The 13,496-nt window shown below is 37.3% G+C and carries 17 protein-coding genes; 8 read left to right on the top strand and 9 right to left on the bottom strand.

Annotated elements, in window-relative coordinates:
- Positions 1-256: 256 nt before the first annotated feature.
- Positions 257-874 (bottom strand): transcriptional repressor LexA, encoded by a 618-nt coding sequence (lexA, locus tag MOK21_RS19900; protein ID WP_249075693.1) that lies wholly within the window; start codon positions 872-874, stop codon positions 257-259.
- 161 nt (positions 875-1,035) lie between these two features.
- Between lexA and yneA the strand changes: the two genes are divergently transcribed.
- Together yneA and MOK21_RS19910 are read left to right on the top strand one after the other, a co-directional pair.
- Entirely contained in the window at positions 1,036-1,350 is a 315-nt protein-coding gene (gene yneA, locus MOK21_RS19905) for a cell division suppressor protein YneA (RefSeq protein ID WP_249075694.1), read from the top strand.
- Positions 1,347-2,015 (top strand): YneB family resolvase-like protein, encoded by a 669-nt coding sequence (locus tag MOK21_RS19910; RefSeq protein WP_249075695.1) that lies wholly within the window; start codon positions 1,347-1,349, stop codon positions 2,013-2,015. Before yneA ends, MOK21_RS19910 begins: the two co-directional genes overlap by 4 nt.
- 221 nt (positions 2,016-2,236) lie before the next feature.
- Here the strand turns inward: MOK21_RS19910 and MOK21_RS19915 are convergent, their stop codons facing one another.
- A complete protein-coding gene (locus MOK21_RS19915) occupies positions 2,237-2,749 on the bottom strand; it encodes a GNAT family N-acetyltransferase (protein ID WP_249075696.1) in 513 nt (170 codons plus the stop codon).
- Between the two features lie 209 nt (positions 2,750-2,958).
- On the opposite strand from MOK21_RS19915, the gene MOK21_RS19920 reads away from it, so the two are divergent.
- Entirely contained in the window at positions 2,959-3,192 is a 234-nt protein-coding gene (locus tag MOK21_RS19920; RefSeq protein WP_249075697.1) for a DUF896 domain-containing protein, read from the top strand.
- Positions 3,193-3,318: 126 nt separating this feature from the next.
- On the top strand, positions 3,319-5,313 hold the full coding sequence (tkt, locus tag MOK21_RS19925; protein WP_249075698.1) for a transketolase: 1,995 nt from the start codon (positions 3,319-3,321) through the stop codon (positions 5,311-5,313).
- Between the two features lie 28 nt (positions 5,314-5,341).
- On the opposite strand, the gene MOK21_RS19930 is transcribed toward tkt, so the two are convergent.
- A complete protein-coding gene (locus tag MOK21_RS19930; protein ID WP_249075699.1) occupies positions 5,342-5,689 on the bottom strand; it encodes a hypothetical protein in 348 nt (115 codons plus the stop codon).
- A gap of 135 nt (positions 5,690-5,824) precedes the next feature.
- Between MOK21_RS19930 and MOK21_RS19935 the strand changes: the two genes are divergently transcribed.
- Complete coding sequence (locus MOK21_RS19935) at positions 5,825-6,811, top strand: serine hydrolase domain-containing protein (protein WP_249075700.1); 987 nt, start codon at positions 5,825-5,827, stop codon at positions 6,809-6,811.
- A 20-nt stretch (positions 6,812-6,831) separates the two neighbouring features.
- A complete protein-coding gene (locus MOK21_RS19940) occupies positions 6,832-7,491 on the top strand; it encodes an HAD family hydrolase (RefSeq protein ID WP_249075701.1) in 660 nt (219 codons plus the stop codon).
- A gap of 217 nt (positions 7,492-7,708) precedes the next feature.
- On the opposite strand, the gene MOK21_RS19945 is transcribed toward MOK21_RS19940, so the two are convergent.
- From MOK21_RS19945 to MOK21_RS19970, 6 genes are all read right to left on the bottom strand, one after another.
- A complete protein-coding gene (locus MOK21_RS19945; RefSeq protein WP_249075702.1) occupies positions 7,709-8,341 on the bottom strand; it encodes a response regulator transcription factor in 633 nt (210 codons plus the stop codon).
- Positions 8,316-9,353, bottom strand: coding sequence for a sensor histidine kinase (locus MOK21_RS19950; RefSeq protein ID WP_249075703.1), 1,038 nt, complete (start codon positions 9,351-9,353; stop codon positions 8,316-8,318). The genes MOK21_RS19945 and MOK21_RS19950 overlap by 26 nt, the downstream gene beginning before the upstream one ends.
- Positions 9,350-10,033, bottom strand: a complete 684-nt coding sequence (gene liaF / locus MOK21_RS19955; protein WP_249075704.1) for a cell wall-active antibiotics response protein LiaF — start codon at positions 10,031-10,033, stop codon at positions 9,350-9,352. Before liaF ends, MOK21_RS19950 begins: the two co-directional genes overlap by 4 nt.
- 102 nt (positions 10,034-10,135) lie before the next feature.
- A complete protein-coding gene (locus MOK21_RS19960; RefSeq protein WP_249075705.1) occupies positions 10,136-11,290 on the bottom strand; it encodes an alpha/beta fold hydrolase in 1,155 nt (384 codons plus the stop codon).
- Between the two features lie 96 nt (positions 11,291-11,386).
- Complete coding sequence (locus tag MOK21_RS19965; RefSeq protein WP_249075706.1) at positions 11,387-12,025, bottom strand: PspA/IM30 family protein; 639 nt, start codon at positions 12,023-12,025, stop codon at positions 11,387-11,389.
- 15 nt (positions 12,026-12,040) lie between these two features.
- Entirely contained in the window at positions 12,041-12,394 is a 354-nt protein-coding gene (locus MOK21_RS19970) for a lmo0954 family membrane protein (RefSeq protein ID WP_249075707.1), read from the bottom strand.
- 284 nt (positions 12,395-12,678) lie between these two features.
- On the opposite strand from MOK21_RS19970, the gene sirA reads away from it, so the two are divergent.
- Both sirA and MOK21_RS19980 read left to right on the top strand, forming a co-directional pair.
- Positions 12,679-13,104 carry a sporulation inhibitor of replication protein SirA gene (gene sirA, locus MOK21_RS19975; protein ID WP_068983025.1) on the top strand — a complete coding sequence of 142 codons (426 nt, stop codon included), beginning with the start codon at positions 12,679-12,681 and terminating at the stop codon, positions 13,102-13,104.
- Positions 13,105-13,205: 101 nt separating this feature from the next.
- Positions 13,206-13,424 (top strand): YneF family protein, encoded by a 219-nt coding sequence (locus tag MOK21_RS19980; protein ID WP_249075708.1) that lies wholly within the window; start codon positions 13,206-13,208, stop codon positions 13,422-13,424.
- Positions 13,425-13,496 lie beyond the last annotated feature (72 nt).

A 13,496-nucleotide genomic window follows, 5' to 3' on the forward strand; every position in this document is an offset into this window, starting at 1 on the left:
TGAGCCTTCGTTCCCCTATCGCTGATCCCCAAGGAGTCCGCCCAGCCTCCACTCCAATCAACGTATATACATGTAGTATGTTTTTACAAATGTCAACCTCAACTTTTCGTGGATGAGCTATAAACCCTAAGTGTAGGAATCCATTTTAAAGTGGGTTCTTTTTTAGTGTAAATAGCACTCAAAACATAAGAAAAAGAGGAATATGCCCATCTGTGAACATAATATCCTCTTGTTATATTTTAATATTGAGATACTTTTAATGTACACGACGATAAAGACCTACAACATGTCCCAAAATAGAAACTTGGTCTACGATAATTGGCTCCATTGTTACATTTTCAGGCTGTAAACGAAAATGATTTTTTTCCTTGAAGAAACGTTTTACAGTTGCCTCATTTTCCTCAGTCATTGCTACGACAATATCACCGTTATCAGCAGTAGCTTTTTGTTTAACAATCACTAAATCCCCGTCTAAGATGCCAGCTTCAATCATTGATTCACCCATAATTTCTAGCATGAATAATTGATCTTCACTTGTACCATAAATATCTGGTAGCGGGAAATATTCATCGATATTCTCAACAGCAGTTATCGGAGAACCTGCAGTAACCTTCCCGACTAGTGGGACATGTATAACTTGTTGCTTTTGAATAGAATCCTCAGGTTCTAAAATTTCAATTGCACGGGGTTTAGTTGGATCGCGTCGAATTAAGCCCTTTTGCTCTAAACGAGCTAAATGTCCATGAACTGTTGAGCTTGAAGCAAGTCCAACTGCTTCACCAATCTCGCGGACAGATGGTGGATACCCCTTTGAGCGCACTTCTTCTTTAATGAATTCTAATATGGCCTCTTGTCTTTTCGAAACTTTTTTCATAATTGCTCACCTCTTTTTTAATCATTCTACTTATTAATAGTATAACAGAATGCGAACACTTAAGCAAACATAGGTTCGAAAAGTGTTTGACAAAAACATTTGTTCGTATTATTATGAGAACATATATTCCGAACAAACATTCTCAAAAAGGGGTTATAAACATGAACTGGTTAAAAAAAAATCCACATATTACAACTTTATTAGGAGCTTGTCTACTTTTTGCAGCATACCTTTTTATAACAGACCCAGGTGATGTAACGTACACAGAAATTGAAATCGCACATGGTGATAGCTTATGGTCGTTAGCCGAACAGTACCGTGGTAAAATGAAAACGGATGAATGGATTAAGCTTGTAAAGGCGGAAAATGAATTAACGAACGTACAAATTATTGCGGGTAAATCCATAGTAATCCCAGTAGTAGGTGACCAACCTTACCCTATAAATTCAATTGAAATTGCGAGAAACGAAAAATGATAAATAATCAACAATCGGCTGTTGTCTATTGCCGTGTGAGTACAGAAAAAGAGACACAACATTCCTCGTTAGAGCGTCAGCAGGATGAGTTGATGCGCTATGCTAAAGAACAAGGTTACGTAGTTAAACATGTTTTTAAGGACAAACATAGCGGCTATGATGTAGAACGTGAGGGTCTGCTAGAAATGCTCGATTTCATAAAAGAAAAAGAAATAAATGCATTATTTGTGCAGGATGAAACACGTTTAGGACGTGGAAATGCTCGAATGGCAGTGTTGCACTTATTGCAGAAAACTGAAACGGATGTTTTTTCGATGCGAGATGCGGGACCTTTACAATTAAATGAAATGGATACGATGCTCCTAGAAATTTTAGCAATTGTTGAAGAGTATCAGCGCAGAATCCATAATGCTAAAATACGTCGTGGTATGCGTCGTGCCGTTGAAAATGGCTATCGCCCTGAAAATAATTTATCTAACCGTGGAAATCCAAACGGTCAGGAACGTAAGGATGTACCTGTGGAGGAAATTGTCAACCTGCGTAATCGAGGCTTTACCTTTGAGGAAATTGCTATGACTCTTAGAGGTCTGGGCTTTGATGTAAGCAAAGCTACAGTCCATAGGAGATATCGGGAACATCAAAAGGGAATCGAATCAATAAAGTAACGTTTTAATCAGTGGGCGTTTCATCGTCCTACTGATTTTTTGTATGTTTAAAGGTCTAGACAAAGATAAAGGACCGAGCAGGAACGAGTCGAGAGACGAATACCATTATCGCAATGATAAAGAACTGTTTCCAATAGAAAAAAAGAGAAGTAGTGATTTTTCTACCTCTCTTTCTCGTATTTTCTCTTTACCCACAAAATTGAGTTGATTCAATCAATCTCTTAAGCCCATTCCTCATCTAAGGCAGCATAATAGTATTCATCCCACCACTCATCCTTGTATGGGATGCATTTTTTAAAATAACCTTCGCGTCTCATACCGATTTTCTCCATCACTCGATAGGATGGGATATTTTCTGGCTGGCATGTGGCAATAATTCTATGAAGTTTCATTTCATTAAATCCGTAGTCCAGTATAGCTTTTGCCGCTTCAGAGGCGTATCCGTTATTGTAATAGTTCGGATTTAAAACCCAGCCAATCTCATAAGTATGATCACCAAAATATTGATGGAAGGCAATATGACCAATCACAGTATTTTCGCTTTGTAAAATAACAGGATAGTGTTTTGCTTTTTCACCGCTATTTTCAGAAACAAACTTTTTTGCTGCTTCCTCATTAAAAACGCCCTCTGGAATATACTTCATCACATCTGGATTTGACGTATATTCATAGACAGCTTGCCAATCTTGAATTTCAAATTCTCTTATTACTAGTCTGTTTGTTTTGATAAACAATTTATATCCCTCCAAGCATAAATCGATGGTTTGATTGGAACCCTATAAATTAGTTATACACTTGAAATTTCATAAAGTCATGCATTTTATGGTATTTATTTCAAAAAAATAAGGATGCTAGAAAGGTTGGTATAACTGCATTCTAAGGGAAAACATGCTATACTTTGCATACCATATTCATTATGATATGTATTGAAAGGTGTGTAATTATGTTATCAAAAGAAAAAATTAACCGAATCAATGAACTTTCTGCTAAGGCTAAAAGTGGTACTTTAACAGAGGCAGAGGCGAAGGAACGAACAGCGCTTCGTAAGGAATATCTAGATACATTTAGAGCGACGATGCGTGATACAATTGAAAACGTAAAAGTGGTAGATGCAGAAGGAAATGATGTTACACCAGAAAAAGTGAAACAAGCGAAAAAAAATAAATTTCTAAATTAATGTGACACATTTCTATAAAGTATGTAACAAATCATTAATAGTATAACAAAAACATTGTTTTCTGAAGCAATGTTGACTAAACTGTATAAGAACAATATATAGGACGAGAAAGGATGTCACAACATAATGACTCAACATGCGGATCAATTAGCAATTAATGCTATCCGAACTTTGTCAATCGATGCAATTGAAAAAGCAAACTCTGGTCACCCGGGTTTACCGATGGGGGCTGCGCCAATGGCTTATACGCTTTGGACAAAACAACTTCGCCATAATCCAGCTAATCCAAAATGGTATAACCGCGATCGTTTTGTACTTTCTGCTGGTCACGGCTCAATGCTTTTATACAGCTTACTTCACCTTGGAGGCTACGGTTTACCAATGGAAGAAATTCAAAACTTCCGTCAATGGGATTCATTAACTCCGGGACATCCTGAATATGGTCATACTGTTGGGGTAGAGGCAACAACAGGTCCTCTAGGTCAAGGTATTGCTATGACAGTTGGTATGGCTATGGCTGAGCGTCATTTAGCAGCTACTTACAATAAACCAGGGCATGACATCGTGGATCACTATACATTCGCACTTTGTGGCGATGGCGACTTAATGGAAGGCGTTGCAGCTGAAGCGATCTCTTTAGCAGGTCACTTAAAACTTGAAAAGCTAATCGTTTTATACGATTCAAATGATATTTCTTTAGATGGTGATTTAGAAAAATCATTCTCAGAAAATGTCCAAAAGCGATTTGAATCTTATGGTTGGAACTATTTAAAAGTAGCTGACGGTACAGATGTTGAAGCAATTAATGCAGCGATCGAAGAAGCTAAAAAATCAACTGGCAAACCAACACTAATCGAAGTGAAAACTGTTATCGGTTTTGGTTCACCAAACAAATCAGGTAAAGCTGCTTCTCATGGTGCACCACTTGGACAAGAAGAGGTCGTTTTAACAAAAGCAGCTTATGAATGGGCACACGAGCCATTCCAAATTCCTGCTGAAGCATATGATACATTCGCAGCAGCAGCTAAAGTTCAAGGGGAACAACCTGAAGAAGCTTGGAATGCTAAGTTTGAAGCATATAAGCAAGAGTTCCCAGAATTAGCAGCACAATTTGAAAATGCAATGAATGGACAATTACCAGAGGATTTCGCTTCAGAATTACCAGTCTATGAAGCAGGTAAATCAGTAGCTACTCGTTCTTCTTCTGGAGATGCAATAAATGCAATTGCAAAGAAAACACCATCATTCTTTGGTGGTTCAGCTGACCTTGCTGGCTCAAATAAAACGACGATGAAAGACGCTGGAGATTTCTCTGCAGACGATTATGCTGGCCGTAATATTTGGTTCGGTGTACGTGAATTTGCAATGGGTGCAGCTATGAATGGTATGGCTCTTCACGGTGGTCTTAACGTATTCGGCGGTACATTCTTTGTATTCTCTGACTATGTTCGTCCAGCTGTACGTCTTTCTGCTCTAATGGGTCTTCCTGTTACTTATGTATTTACACATGACTCAATCGCTGTAGGGGAAGATGGTCCGACACATGAACCAATCGAACACCTTGCATCGTTACGTGCAATGCCAAACTTATCTGTTGTTCGACCAGCTGATGCGAACGAATCAGCGGTTGCATGGGAGCTAGCAGTAGCATCTGAAAAAACACCAACTGTTTTAGTATTATCTCGTCAAAACTTACCTGTTCTTGACGCATCTATTGATACAGTACGTGAAGGTGTTACTAAAGGTGCTTATACAGTATCTCCTGCGACAAAAGAAGTGGCAGATGCCATTTTAATTGCAACAGGCTCTGAGGTTTCACTTGCAGTTGAAGCTCAAAAAGCGCTAAAAGCTGAAGGCATGGATGTAGCAGTTGTTTCAATGCCATCGATGGACCGCTTCGAAAAACAAGACGCAGCTTACAAAGAATCTGTTCTTCCAAAAGCTGTAACAAAACGTCTTGCAATCGAAATGGGCTCATCATTCGGCTGGCATAAATACACTGGTTTTGAAGGAGACGTTCTTGCAATTGACAAGTTCGGCGCTTCTGCACCAGGTGAAGTAGTAATGGAAAAATACGGATTCACAGTAGACAATGTTGTAGCGAAGGTAAAAGCGCTATAATTCTTAAAATACCGCAATACTCAGTAGGTTAAATCTCCTCTGAGTACTGCGGTATTTTTTCATGTTTAGAGGCCTTCACTAAAGAAATCCAAATAGCTGCACAATGAACAAGAAGCATCACGACAAAACAATAAAAGCCCTTGGAACTTCCTTCTAGATTTAGCTCATCCGCGATAATACCACTAAACCAAAGCAGTTGACCTGAGACAATTATTGAGAAGCTTGCAAAAAGTAAACAAAACCAAATAGATACTTTTTTGATCATCACAATGATGAGTAGCAAAACAGCAAAAAGTAGAGTAGCTTCAAAAATAGGATCAAGAAGTGAAAACGTATGTTCATCTAAGAAATGCTTATAAGTAAATAGAGTATTCACACAATCCCTCCTTAAAAATAATAACGATTTTGGTAATAAAAGGTTTCGCAGATGGAAAAACGCTTCTAGTATTAATTTCATTTGGTATACAATAATAAATGTAGGAATTGAACTACAAATGTTGGGGGGATTTAAATGAATCCACAATCTATACTTTCACAAGTAAAGAAAACTTTCTCACAATTAGATTGTACAGGTGGCGGAGTTATTATTAAAAAACATGGTCAAACCATACTAGAAGAATATTTTGGTGTGCAAGGACAACAAAAGGACGCTAAAAAGGTAGGACCACATACTCTTTTTCATCTTGCGTCTGTTCGAAAAGCATATGTAGGGTTTGCTGTAGCATATGCGATTTACCATAACTATATTGCCTCAATAGATGATGAACTTAGCGATTATTTAGACGATGAAAAAGTCTTTGCGGATGTGTCGATTAGACATCTTCTAACACATACTCACGGTTTACGTCGTCAACATGGAATAGTAATGAAAGAATTCAAAGCAGGCTATAACTGGGCATATCGAGATATCAATGTAGAACTACTTGCCAAAGTCATATTAAAAGTTACTGGAAAAACTATTGCGCAAATAGTAGATGAGCAAGTATTACAGAAGTTGTCATTTACTGACACAGATTGGTTCAGTGAAAAAAACGAACAACATATTGAAGTAAAACATAATAATAGTCCATTTTGGTATGAAAGCGACATATGTGATGGTAGCAAAATGAATATGTATAGCTCATTAAGTGAATTAGCTAAATGGGGGCAAGTGCATCTTGATAAAGGAAGGATAAACGGAAAACAAATAATACCTGAAGAAATCATACAGCTAGTAACGACAATTCAATCCCCAAATACTAAACCAAAGAACCTACCAACTAATGGCTTTTTCTGGTTTGTTCAGCCTCACCAGAAAGAGGGGATTACAGAGTTAAGTCCAATATTGCCACAAGGAAGCTTTCAATTACTAGATTATACAAGTGTTGCTATATTGGTAATACCCGATGAAAATATTGTGGCAGTTCGTGGATTTAATAGCTTTGGTTCTCCGGAAGGGTTTGATTATATGAAGGATATTCATGATTTTGGTTCAACTGTGTATCAATCAATTCTTTAACAATAAAAGGAGGGCTAGTAATGAAAAAGTATAGCGTAGTGTTATTTGATTTAGACGGTACAATATCTGATCCTAAAATAGGGATAACAAAATCTGTTCAATATGCTTTAGGAAAAATGGGTATAGTTGAAGAAGACCTTGATCAGCTTGAAACGTTTATTGGGCCTCCGCTGCAAGTATCATTTCGAGAAATATATGGATTGGATGATGTTCAAATTGAGCAAGCAATTGCTTATTACCGTGAACGTTTTATCCAAACTGGCATGTATGAGAATAAATTGTATCAAAATATATCATCTTTATTAGAATATTTACAGAAGGATGGTTATCAGTTAGCAATAGCCACATCTAAGCCAACAGTATTTGCAGAACAAATTATACAATATTTTAACCTTGAACATTTTTTTGACCTTGTCGCGGGCAGCAATTTGGATGGTACACGTTCAGCTAAAGGTGAAGTTATCGCATATGTACGCGAACATTTTAATGTAGTGAATATCGATCAATTAATTATGATTGGAGATCGTAAATACGATATTGTTGGGGCACATGAAAATCAAATTGATTCTATCGGTGTTACTTATGGCTATGGTTCACTTGAGGAGTTGACGGAAGCACAAGCAACATACATAGTGAACAGTGTAAACGAGCTACAAGAATTTTTTACGAAACTGCATTGATAGAAATGCAGTTTCGTATTTTTTTTAGAAAACAGACTAATCGCTGATACCCCGGGTAGAAACGCTGATAAAAGCATGGAAATCGCTGATACCCCGGGTAGAAACGCTGATAAAAGCATGGAAATCGCTGATAAACCAAGCAGAAACGCTGATAAAAGTGTAAAAAACGCTGATAAACCCAGCTAAATCGCTGATAAACCAAACGACCCAAGAAAAACTACTTCGCTAGACCATTTTGAAAAGCGTAAACAACTGCTTGTGTGCGATCTTGAACATCGAGCTTCGATAGAATATTACTGACATGTGTTTTTACCGTTTTTAAGGCGATGAATAAATCGTCAGCGATTTCCTGATTTGCTTTGCCTTTAGCCATTAGCAATAATACTTCCATTTCACGTTCGGTAAGCTGCTCATACAGTGGGGTACTATTGCCGTGGCGCATGCGATGCATCATTTTTGATGTTACTTCTGGCTCTAAAACGGTTTCGCCACCCATTGTTTTACGAATGGCATCGGCGATTTGCTTCGCATTGGATGTTTTTAAAATATAGCTGACTGCACCAGCCTCTAATGCAGGATAGACTTTGTCATCATCTAAAAAACTTGTTACCATCATAATTTTTGCTTCTGGCCATGCAGCTAAAATTTCTGCTGTCGCCTCGGCTCCTGTCATAACTGGCATCACATTGTCCATTAAAATAATGTCTGGACGCAGGGTAAGAGCACGTTCCACAGCCTCTTTGCCATTTTCGGCTTCTCCTACAACGGTGATATCTGGTTGTGCAGATAAATAGGCGGAAACACCAATCCGCACCATTTCGTGGTCATCCACTATTAACACTTGAATCATTCACTTCAACCTCCTTATGTAGAGGGATTTTAACCTCTACAATTGTACCTTCTCCAGGCACTGATACAATTTTGTACATACAGCCAATTTCTACAGCGCGTTCAGCAATGTTTTGAAGTCCATAAGAAGTGGATTTATCAGCTTCGACATCAAAGCCGAGGCCATTGTCCTGAATACGTAAAATGGCTAAATCATCACGTGCAACAAGCAGTAATTCAACTTCGCTGGCTTTTGCATGACGTAGCGTATTCGATAATGCTTCCTGTGCAATACGGAATAAATGATCTTCCTCCGCTTTGGATAAAGCCATTTCTTCAAGCTCATATTCAATATGAAAAAATACTTTTTGCTGCAGTTCAATAATGAGCTCCTCAAGTCCTTGTGCGAGGGTTTTATTGTGCAGAGCTACTGGACGTAAATGTAATAATAATGCGCGCATTTCAAGCTGTGCCTGTTGGACAATTTTTTCGACCTGCTTTAGGCTTGTAGCATTTTCATCAGTTTCGGTTAATGCGGAAAGCAACATCGAAGCTGCGAATAGTTGCTGTGATACAGAATCATGGAGCTCACGAGCAAGGCGTTGACGTTCAGCAACAATGCGCTCTTGAATAATTTTATCATTAGCTTCTGCACGTTCATTGGATAAACGCTGTAAGCTTTTTCGTTGCGTATCAATTAACTCACTTGTTTGAACTAAAGCCTTTTTCAAAGGTTTAGGTAAAGGTTGTTTTTTAGGTATTACAAAATCAGGTTCAACTAACTGTTTCACGATGTGAGTTGCCTGAGCCTCTCTTGCACGGGCAGTCATACTAATCCAGCTGGCAATTAGTAAACTAAGCGCAAAAAGAATGACGACAATAAAACCGCCAAGTGGGATATTATGATAATTCTGCTGCCATAATGGCTCCCATGTTTTTTCGTTAGGCTCACCCCAAACAGCGACAAGAAGACCGAATGCTGCACTCATCAAAATAAAAAGTAGCGTCAATATTCTTGAGATAAAGGCAATCATTTACGTAGCACCTCCAAGTCCCCAAGCCATGTTGCAACATGTATCACGAGTGTTCGCTTTGCATCCTCAGGATTTCCATCTGAGAAACTTACACTTTCATTGAGTAAGCGTTGTGGTCCAACATGTATACATGTTAATTCACCAAACAATGTCGTGTAGTGTAAGCGGAAGGGTATTTCATATGGGATATAAATTTGTACTTTACCAATCCCTTGTCGAATAGTAATGAGACTTGTGCCAGCAGGTAAAATTGTTTGAGTTGTATCGATCGTAATGTCACCTGCTAATCGCTGAATTTGAACATCATGCCATTTATAGGCTTCTAAAGGTGCAGGTATGGTACCGAATAATTCGTTTTTCGTAGCAGGTAGCTTTTCGAAAAGCTCCGAGCCAACCACTTTGGCTTCGTTTTCTCTTTGCAGGTATTGATAGAGCATATACAAGAGAATAACGACGATAAATAAACGTAAACTCCACATCGTAAAGAGTGCAATCGCGATAAAGAAAATTCCTGTCCATTTAAAGAAACGATTTTTTTTCGAGAAACTTAAATAAAGAAGCCCTACCCCAATCAATAGACAAAAGGCGCCACCGTTATTAAAAATTGTAAGCTCCATAAAAACGAGTAAAAAGAAGCATAGTACCCAAAATGTGAGCTTATTAGTTGTGAAATTTTGCAAGAGGGTCACCCTTCTTTCTACAAATTGATGAGAGAAGACGAACTTCTCTATAAATACGATATTTCATTTAAAAGTGTTTAAAATTATTATCTCCACCATAACTTAGGGTGGGGTGATGTCCGTTCCAGCTGGGCGCTTTGGTTCAAGCATTTTTTTGAATGTATCATTCATCAATGCTGCATCAAGTGTATTTGGATAATGAGCAGAGTGCTCTAAAGTGATAAATTCCTTACCATTCGGCGCATCTAAGAGCTCAAAGTATTGCTTTGCTAATTCATAATTCGTCTGTTTATCATACTTACCTTGTATAAAATAAACGGGTATATCTATACTTTTTACAGAATCAAAAAAATTAGTAAGGATAATTTCTTTTTTTAGTTCTTGGCTATCTATAAGGCTAAATTGTGGGCCTGAAATAAATGCTTTATACAGATCCTGTAAAGAGTAATCAGGGGAAGTAAATGCCCCTTTTATCAAGTCAAAGAGATTCACTTTTTTGATCGTATCATCAAAATAATTCATACCTTTATAGTGATTGATTAGATCGCTAAATTGATCCTCATCTTTTGCTAAATAAGGACCTTCTCCTATATCGTCTAAAATTCGAAGAGTCTTTTTATCTCCATTAGATAGAGCTTCACTATATAACCAATTGTAGCCAAGTTCTTGGCCTTTACTAATATTAGTTACTTGAGAAATCCCTAAATAGGCATGAAACTTCTCAGGATAATTGGATACTAATTGAGTGCCAACTATAGTACCGAAAGACTGACCTATGACAAATATTTTTTCCTGTTGATAATTTTCTTTAATATAATCAACTATTATATTAGCATCTTCTGTAAATTGAGAAAGGGTCAGTGTATTATTCGTTAATTTCTTGTTAAAACTTTTTCCGGAACCTCTTTGATCATAATAAACTGCTACGCAATTCTCGGTTATTTCGGGATACAATGTTCGAGCACTCACACCATAGGGGAATGGTGACCCCGGACCGCCATGTAAGAATAAACAAAATGGTTTCTCCTTATCTTTTCCTTCCACTAATATATATTGTTTATCTCCATTTACATCGAGTTCCTTTAACTCACTAATACCACCATTTTCGATAATTTCAGCACTTTTTTGTTTAATTTGTTGTTGGACAATGAAGCGATAACCTAATAACATGACTATAAGTACTATAAGAATAAAAAAAGCAAAAAGAAATATTTTAATCATAGGACTAAACCACTTTCTTTTTAATAGTAAATTCATTTTACCATATCCTTCATCTCCTACCTTCAAAAAGGGGAGGGAGCTTTTTTCTTCAAAGAAATGGGATGCTTCAATAATTGAGGCATCCCTTATTTCTTATTTGTTTTCAATTAGTAGTGGTGCGCTATCTTCTACGGATTTCTTTTCTAGTTGTGCAAGACGAGACTCGAAAGATGTTACTTCATGATCTTTGTCGATTTGGTAAGCAAGCTTATCGATATAGGATTCTAAATCTTCAAAGTTGGTTTTGTTGTTTTTTGCAATCATTCCGTCCATTTGATGGTGAGCGCGTGTGACATTTTCTTTGCCCATCAGCTGTAATTGGCGCACTTTCATGTCTTTAATTTTGTGTTTCATTGTTTCAAATTTGCGTTCAAGCTCGAAGTATTCACGTGTACTTGCCTCGATACTAGCTTGCAATGTATTGTTACGTGCTGTGTAAGCAGCAACTTCATCAGTAGCAAAATCGATTAAATCTTGCTCGCCGCTAGCAGTTGCTAATGTTAATTGAGACTCACGTTTTGCTAGTAATTCCGCATTTTGTTTGAATTCCTGCTCTAGTTTTTCTTTTAACTGACCTTGACGCTCTAATAATTTACCAGTTTGCTCTGTTTGTTTTTCTGCTTCACGAATGTATTGGTTTAACATCGCAATTGGATTTTTTTGTTCCTTCTTATCAAATAAATGATGTAAATCTGCCTCTATTGTATATCTAAAACGTTGAAATAAATTCATGAAAATTCGCTCCTTTTATTTTGTTAAGTTAGACCATTCTTTTTCAAAGTTTGTAAATGGATCTTCTTCTTTAGCTTCAATTGTTGGAATTTTTACATCTTCGTTGTTCCATTTTTTGTAGATCACATAGATGACAGCGATTGCTGCTAATCCTATCATTGCAGGGATATTAGAGATTGCTGATAGAACACCGATTAGACCTACTGTGAACCATATGATTTTGCCGAATGTCGATTTACTTGCAGAGTAGAAGTGCATACCGAGTGCTACAAACAATCCTGAAAATAGTAGACCTGCAAGCGGTCCAGTTAAAGCGAGTGCAACACATCCTGCGATAAAGCCTCCTATTAGTAGAAAAAATTTTCTCATATGTTTTAGCTCCTTTCGTTTGTACTTTTATAGTACCTGTTAGCGAGCTTTGCTAAAACGGACTGGAAATTGATTTTGCTCTAGGTCTTGAGGCTGAGAATATTCTAGGTACTTTTGCAGAAGCTTAAATTTGTAAAAAATAGATAGCTCAAAAAGTATTTGTAAGATCCGAAAGTAGAAAGTTTTCGACAAAAATAGAAGATGAAAGCCTCCTTCGTTTGACAAATTAAAGAGTTTGGATGAGCTATACTTATGAAAAAGAAATGAGCGAAGGAGGATTTCTAGTGAGAACCTATTCCATATATAAAATAAAAGAAGAGCATTTAACGTTTATTTTCGGCAGAGAGCGTAAGTTATTAGAGATGATGCAAGGCTGTGAAGACGCAAACGAGAAATCCTTAAAAGAGCTTGCATATATATGTGAAACCGTTCGCTTCGAGGAGATCGCTACGATGCTAGAGGCGCAACTAGATTCCAAATATGCACATTTAGAGAGAGCTCGTAATGCTTTATTTTTAGAACATCCTATAAAAGGAAAAATGGCTATATATTTAGTGGAACGTAAAATTTGTGTTTATTGTGAGGGTTCACGGATGCTTGATTTGGATCTATTCCAAATGCTTGCGAAGATGAGCGAGCGCTTTATTGCGTTTAATAAACAAGATAATGAGTGTGGGTGGCTAAAGCCAATGAAATATACAATGCATTAGGAAAATTCACTACAATATATAGTAACACGCTACTATTTTGTGTATAATGGAGCGTGGAGAGTTTTTTCTCGGTATATATTGTAGTGGAGGAGGTTGGTTGTATGCCTACATGGGGCTGGATTATTATCGTAATTATCGCATTAGCAGCGGGCGCGGCACTTGGTTTCTATTTAGCTCGTCAAGCTATGATGAAATATTTAAAAGAAAACCCACCAATTAACGAACAAATGATTCGTATGATGATGGCGCAAATGGGTCGTACGCCGTCTGAAAAGCAAGTACGTCAAATGATGACACAAATGAATAAATTCCAAAAATAATTGGAATGTTTAAAGAGCAACTAGTCCAAGCTTTGACTAGTTGTTTTTTATTTACTCATTGTCGGGGGTACT

This window comes from Lysinibacillus sp. BPa_S21, assembly GCF_023337795.1.
Taxonomy (GTDB): domain Bacteria; phylum Bacillota; class Bacilli; order Bacillales_A; family Planococcaceae; genus Lysinibacillus.

What these genes read in the sequence shown, in the direction of transcription:
- MOK21_RS19910 (WP_249075695.1), top strand. Translation starts at nt 1,347, where the DNA reads ATGATAAATAATCAACAATCGGCTGTTGTCTATTGCCGTGTGAGTACA.
- MOK21_RS19920 (WP_249075697.1), top strand. Translation starts at nt 2,959, where the DNA reads ATGTTATCAAAAGAAAAAATTAACCGAATCAATGAACTTTCTGCTAAG.
- MOK21_RS19935 (WP_249075700.1), top strand. Translation starts at nt 5,825, where the DNA reads ATGAATCCACAATCTATACTTTCACAAGTAAAGAAAACTTTCTCACAA.
- MOK21_RS19945 (WP_249075702.1), bottom strand. Translation starts at nt 8,341, where the DNA reads ATGATTCAAGTGTTAATAGTGGATGACCACGAAATGGTGCGGATTGGT.
- yneA (WP_249075694.1), top strand. Translation starts at nt 1,036, where the DNA reads ATGAACTGGTTAAAAAAAAATCCACATATTACAACTTTATTAGGAGCT.
- MOK21_RS19980 (WP_249075708.1), top strand. Translation starts at nt 13,206, where the DNA reads ATGCCTACATGGGGCTGGATTATTATCGTAATTATCGCATTAGCAGCG.
- MOK21_RS19970 (WP_249075707.1), bottom strand. Translation starts at nt 12,394, where the DNA reads ATGAGAAAATTTTTTCTACTAATAGGAGGCTTTATCGCAGGATGTGTT.
- MOK21_RS19940 (WP_249075701.1), top strand. Translation starts at nt 6,832, where the DNA reads ATGAAAAAGTATAGCGTAGTGTTATTTGATTTAGACGGTACAATATCT.
- MOK21_RS19965 (WP_249075706.1), bottom strand. Translation starts at nt 12,025, where the DNA reads ATGAATTTATTTCAACGTTTTAGATATACAATAGAGGCAGATTTACAT.
- MOK21_RS19950 (WP_249075703.1), bottom strand. Translation starts at nt 9,353, where the DNA reads ATGATTGCCTTTATCTCAAGAATATTGACGCTACTTTTTATTTTGATG.
- tkt (WP_249075698.1), top strand. Translation starts at nt 3,319, where the DNA reads ATGACTCAACATGCGGATCAATTAGCAATTAATGCTATCCGAACTTTG.
- lexA (WP_249075693.1), bottom strand. Translation starts at nt 874, where the DNA reads ATGAAAAAAGTTTCGAAAAGACAAGAGGCCATATTAGAATTCATTAAA.
- MOK21_RS19960 (WP_249075705.1), bottom strand. Translation starts at nt 11,290, where the DNA reads ATGAATTTACTATTAAAAAGAAAGTGGTTTAGTCCTATGATTAAAATA.